Raw genomic sequence first — 6429 nt, 5'->3', positions numbered from 1 at the left:
CTTAAGCTTCTTTCGTTATACTTTCATTCCTTTTTTGTTGATTTTTCTTTATGAGCTTTCAATAATAAAGAGGTGTTATTTAACTTTACTTTTTAATCATTACTTAGTTTGTAAGTTAGTTTATTTTTGAATTACTTATTTATACTATTTGTATATGTTATTCATAACATAACACATATAGATACATAATTAATAGTGTTTATATACATAATAAATTATATTTAGTATTTAAATATCAATTATTAAGTATCAAGCATTAAGTATATCAATTATAAATAATCAACTTAAATATACAAGTATATATAACTATATATAACAAGTATATGCAATATGCAATCTATGTATATACAATAAATTAAATAATGATTTTTAGGATTTGTAAGTTAAAAGATCTTTGACAACTAAGCAGGAATGATAAAAGAACTAAATATTTTTTCATTTCTAAATAACTCATAATACATAACTCATTTATACTTTTGAGATTCATAAATTTTGAGAATTTAGGATAAACAATCCATACATAAACTAGTTAAGTATTTATTGATTAAATATTATAGATAGTTTGCATATCTTGTATATATAAATATATCTATAATTATTATCTATACTTTAACTATAAACTTTACGGATAGTTTTGCCATTTATTTTTATATTTGGCTCAAACTTCCTATTTTTTATGGAGAGTTTGATCCTGGCTCAGAGTGAACGCTGGCGGCGTGCCTAATACATGCAAGTCGAACGATGAAGCTCTAGCTTGCTAGAGTGGATTAGTGGCGCACGGGTGAGTAATGCATAGGTAACATGCCCCATAGTCTGGGATAGCCACTGGAAACGGTGATTAATACCGGATACTCCTTACGAGGGAAAGTTTTTCGCTATGGGATTGGCCTATGTCCTATCAGCTTGTTGGTGAGGTAATGGCTCACCAAGGCTATGACGGGTATCCGGCCTGAGAGGGTGATCGGACACACTGGAACTGAGACACGGTCCAGACTCCTACGGGAGGCAGCAGTAGGGAATATTGCTCAATGGGGGAAACCCTGAAGCAGCAACGCCGCGTGGAGGATGAAGGTTTTCGGATTGTAAACTCCTTTTGTTAGAGAAGATTATGACGGTATCTAACGAATAAGCACCGGCTAACTCCGTGCCAGCAGCCGCGGTAATACGGAGGGTGCAAGCGTTACTCGGAATCACTGGGCGTAAAGAGCGCGTAGGCTGGCTAGCAAGTCAGATGTGAAATCCTATAGCTTAACTATAGAACTGCATTTGAAACTATTAGCCTAGAGTATGGGAGAGGTAGGTGGAATTCTTGGTGTAGGGGTAAAATCCGTAGATATCAAGAGGAATACTCATTGCGAAGGCGACCTGCTGGAACATTACTGACGCTGATGCGCGAAAGCGTGGGGAGCAAACAGGATTAGATACCCTGGTAGTCCACGCCCTAAACGATGAATGCTAGTTGTTGTGGAGCTTGTCTCTGCAGTAATGCAGCTAACGCATTAAGCATTCCGCCTGGGGAGTACGGTCGCAAGATTAAAACTCAAAGGAATAGACGGGGACCCGCACAAGCGGTGGAGCATGTGGTTTAATTCGAAGATACGCGAAGAACCTTACCTAGGCTTGACATTGATAGAATCTGCTAGAGATAGCGGAGTGCCCTTTTAGGGAGCTTGAAAACAGGTGCTGCACGGCTGTCGTCAGCTCGTGTCGTGAGATGTTGGGTTAAGTCCCGCAACGAGCGCAACCCTCGTCCTTAGTTGCTAACAATTCGGTTGAGCACTCTAAGGAGACTGCCTTCGCAAGGAGGAGGAAGGTGAGGATGACGTCAAGTCATCATGGCCCTTACGCCTAGGGCTACACACGTGCTACAATGGGAAGTACAAAAAGACGCAATACCGCGAGGTGGAGCAAATCTCAAAAACTTCTCTCAGTTCGGATTGCTCTCTGCAACTCGAGAGCATGAAGCTGGAATCGCTAGTAATCGTGAATCAGCCATGTCACGGTGAATACGTTCCCGGGTCTTGTACTCACCGCCCGTCACACCATGGGAGTTGTATTCGCCTTAAGTCGGAATGCCAAACTGGCTACCGCCCACGGCGGATGCAGCGACTGGGGTGAAGTCGTAACAAGGTAACCGTAGGTGAACCTGCGGTTGGATCACCTCCTTTCAAGAGATATAATCAAATATTCACTTATTTGATTTAAGTTCTTTTACCTGCTTAGTTTTCAGAGATTTTTTAACTATATTTAGGGGCTTATAGCTCAGGTGGTTAGAGCGCACCCCTGATAAGGGTGAGGTCAGAGGTTCAAGTCCTCTTAAGCCCACCATAAGGGGAATTAGCTCAGCTGGGAGAGCGCCTGCTTTGCACGCAGGAGGTCAGCGGTTCGATCCCGCTATTCTCCACCAGTCCTATATACATTAAAGAAAGTCTAATGTGAGATTTAAAATCTATATAGATTATATAAGTTTCACATTAGACTTTAGTCTAAGTGTTATTTGAAAATTCATTGTTAAAGCCTATAATAGTATTAACTACAATCACGCATAAAAACCAAAGTTGTTTTAATGATACATTCATTAAGGCAGTGGCGTTAGAATATAAAGTCAGTTAAGCTTGTAAAGGGCAAATGGTGGATGCCTTGGGTAGTAGAGGCGATGAAGGACGTACTAGACTGCGATAAGCTATGGGGAGCTGTCAAGATGCTTTGATCCATAGATTTCCGAATGGGGCAACCCAATGTATTGAGAGATACATTACCTTAAATGGAGCGAACCTAGTGAAGTGAAACATCTCAGTAACTAGAGGAAAAGAAATCAAACGAGATTCTCTTAGTAGCGGCGAGCGAACGGGGAATAGGGCAAACCAAGTGCTTGCACTTGGGGTTGAGGACTGCAACATCCACTGAAATACTCTAATAGAACATTCTGGAAAGTATAGCCATAGAGGGTGATAGCCCCGTATATGAAAGAGTATTTCTAGGTAGCAGGATCCAGAGTAGGTCAGGACACGTGAAATCCGGGCTGAAGCTGGGGGGACCACCCTCCAACCCTAAATACTACTACTACACCGATAGCGAACCAGTACCGTGAGGGAAAGGTGAAAAGAACCGCAGTGAGCGGAGTGAAATAGAACCTGAAACCATTTGCCTACAATCATTCGGAGCCCTATGATACATCCCATAAAGTTTTACTTTATGTGGTGTATCCCATTAACTAATATTAGTGGGATCCCTATAAAATTTTAAAATTTTATGGGGTGTATCAGGGTGACGGACTGCCTTTTGCATAATGATCCTGCGAGTTGTGGTATCTGGCAAGGTTAAACTAATGTGAAGCCGTAGCGAAAGCGAGTCTTAATAGGGCGATTAGTCAGATGCTTCAGACCCGAAGCTGAGTGATCTATCCATGGCCAAGTTGAAAGTGGGGTAACACCCACCGGAGGACTGAACTCGTACCCATTGAAACGGGTTGGGATGAGCTGTGGATAGGGGTGAAAGGCCAATCAAACTCAGTGATAGCTGGTTCTCTTCGAAATATATTTAGGTATAGCCTCAAGTGATAGTAATAGGGGGTAGAGCTCTGATTGGGCTAGGGCTGCTCACCGCGGTACCAACCCCTGTCAAACTACGAATACCTATTGCCGTATCTTGGGAGTCAGGCGGTGGGTGATAAAATCAATCGTCAAGAGGGAAACAACCCAGACTACCAACTAAGGTCCCAAAGTTCTATTCTAAGTGGAAAATGATGTGAAGTTACTCAGACAACCAGGAGGTTGGCTTAGAAGCAGCCATCCTTTAAAGATAGCGTAACAGCTCACTGGTCTAGTGATTTTGCGCAGAAAATATAACGGGGCTAAGATAGACACCGAAGTTGTAGATTGTGCTGATGCACAGTGGTAGAAGAGCGTTCATATTGCGTCGAAGGTATACCGGTAAGGAGTGCTGGAGCGATATGAAGTGAGCATGCAGGAATGAGTAGCGATAAAAGTGGTGAGAATCCACTTCGCCGTAAATCTAAGGTTTCCTACGCTATGCTCGTCATCGTAGGGTTAGTCGGGTCCTAAGACAAGTCCGAAAGGGGTAGTCGATGGAAAATAGGTTAATATTCCTATACCAACATTAGTGTGCGATGGGGGGACGCATAGGGTCAAGACAAGCTGACGGATAGAAGTGTCAGTCGAAGGGTGCAAGTTAGGAGATTGGTAAATCCGCTCCCGTATCCCAAACCCGACAGGCTCTTTGAAGTCTTCGGATGGATAAGAGAATTGTTAAGATCGTCGTGCCAAGAAAAGCCTCTAAGTTTAGCTAATGTTGCCCGTACCGTAAACCGACACAGGTAGATGAGATGAGTATTCTAAGGCGCGTGAAAGAACTCTCTTTAAGGAACTCTGCAAACTAGCACCGTAAGTTCGCGATAAGGTGTGCCTACGCAAGTAGGTCTCAGCAAAGAGTCCCTCCCGACTGTTTACCAAAAACACAGCACTTTGCAAACTCGTAAGAGGAAGTATAAGGTGTGACGCCTGCCCGGTGCTCGAAGGTTAAGAGGATTAGTCAGCAGCAATGTGAAGCTTTGAATTGAAGCCCGAGTAAACGGCGGCCGTAACTATAACGGTCCTAAGGTAGCGAAATTCCTTGTCGGTTAAATACCGACCTGCATGAATGGCGTAACGAGATGGGAGCTGTCTCAAAGAGTGATTCAGTGAAATTGTAGTGGAGGTGAAAATTCCTCCTACCCGCGGCAAGACGGAAAGACCCCGTGGACCTTTACTACAGCTTGGCACTGCCGATGGGAGCATTATGCGCAGCATAGGTGGGAGGCTTTGAAATCTTTACTCCGGTAGAGATGGAGCCATCGTTGAGATACCACCCTTAATGTTTCTGTCTGCTAACTGGCTTATGTTATCCATAAGCAGGACAATGCCTGGTGGGTAGTTTGACTGGGGCGGTCGCCTCCTAAAAAGTAACGGAGGCTTGCAAAGGTTGGCTCAAAATGGTTGGAAATCATTTGTAGAGTGTAATGGCATAAGCCAGCCTGACTGAAAGACAAACAAGTCAAGCAGAGACGAAAGTCGGTCATAGTGATCCGGTGATTCTGTGTGGAAGGGTCATCGCTCAAAGGATAAAAGGTACCCCGGGGATAACAGGCTGATCTCCCCCAAGAGCTCACATCGACGGGGAGGTTTGGCACCTCGATGTCGGCTCATCGCATCCTGGGGCTGGAGCAGGTCCCAAGGGTATGGCTGTTCGCCATTTAAAGCGGTACGCGAGCTGGGTTCAGAACGTCGTGAGACAGTTCGGTCCCTATCTGCCGTGGGCGTAGGAAAGTTGAGGAGATCTGTCCCTAGTACGAGAGGACCGGGATGGACATACCACTGGTGTAGCTGTTGTCCTGCTATGGGCATCGCAGCGTAGCTACGTATGGATGTGATAAACGCTGAAAGCATCTAAGCGTGAAGCCAACTCCAAGATTAACTTTCCCTGAAGGTCGCAGGAAGACTACCTGCTTGATAGGGTAGGGGTGTAAGCATAGTAATATGTTTAGCTGACTACTACTAATAGACCGATTGGCTTAATTGATAATAAACCACTGCCTTAATGAGTGTATAACTCAACTTTGTAAGATATGTAGTTGTTATAGGTTTATTTGCATTCTAATCTTCGTGCTAATAGAGAAGAGGTCCCACCTAGCTCCATTCCGAACCTAGAAGTTAAGCTCTTCTTCGCTGATGATACTGCTCCTTTCAGGAGTGGTAAAGTAGGACGGTGCGGAGATTAGAGTGCAAAGAGATGAATTTACTACTATTCTTTTATATTCTTCATATATTATTTAATTTAATTTATTTGGTTTTTATATGTTTATGGTTTTAGTCTTTAGTAAAATCATTTATATAAAGTGTGTTTGTATAAAAAATATTGTTATATCATTCTAATCTTTTATAAAATATACTTTAAAGTAACCCTAGTTATTTAATAGCTTGATACTCTTTAGCATAGCTTTATTTTTAAAATCTGTTTTTATTTATTATAAATTAGAAGTACTCTCTTACTATCTTTAGCTCTTTTATATCTTTAGAGCCAAAGTGTAAATTACTCTTGTTGCATATTACTAATAATCTTTTTAGAGATTTTTTATTATCTTATATGTGTTTGGTTAAATTAATATGCGTGAAGTAATAAATTAGAATAGCTACTAAGTTTAATATCATTGATAGTTTATATATCTTTTAGCTTTAAAATCTTGTAGTTATTTATAAAAATATAACACTCTAGTTTTTTTAGATTCTATTATTCTTTTTACTATATCTTTTTTAGTATATATCCTTTTAGTTGGTAGATTCTAATTTATTTGTGTAAATTTCTAATTAGATTTATTAATATGATTTTTAGAGTTATTATTTAGTTATAGTTTGTTTAGTTAATACAAAAAAG

General features: G+C 41.4%; 2 tRNA genes and 3 rRNA genes. All 5 read left to right on the top strand.

The window, feature by feature from the left end:
• Positions 1-673 precede the first annotated feature (673 nt).
• The 5 genes from PF021_RS08515 (at position 674) to rrf (ending at position 5772) form a co-directional block, all read left to right on the top strand.
• A 16S ribosomal RNA gene (locus PF021_RS08515) occupies positions 674-2168 on the top strand.
• Between the two features lie 83 nt (positions 2169-2251).
• Positions 2252-2328, top strand: a tRNA-Ile gene (locus PF021_RS08510).
• 3 nt (positions 2329-2331) lie between these two features.
• A tRNA-Ala gene (locus PF021_RS08505) sits at positions 2332-2407 on the top strand.
• Between the two features lie 200 nt (positions 2408-2607).
• Positions 2608-5577: ribosomal RNA gene (locus tag PF021_RS08500) — 23S ribosomal RNA — on the top strand.
• 79 nt (positions 5578-5656) lie between these two features.
• A 5S ribosomal RNA gene (gene rrf / locus PF021_RS08495) occupies positions 5657-5772 on the top strand.
• Together the 16S, 23S and 5S rRNA genes with 2 tRNA genes alongside form the textbook arrangement of a ribosomal RNA operon.
• Positions 5773-6429: the final 657 nt, after the last annotated feature.

Origin of the sequence: Helicobacter ibis (assembly GCF_027859255.1) — a bacterium.
Lineage (GTDB): Bacteria > Campylobacterota > Campylobacteria > Campylobacterales > Helicobacteraceae > Helicobacter_D > Helicobacter_D ibis.
This window is presented reverse-complemented; position numbering and strand designations above follow the sequence as displayed.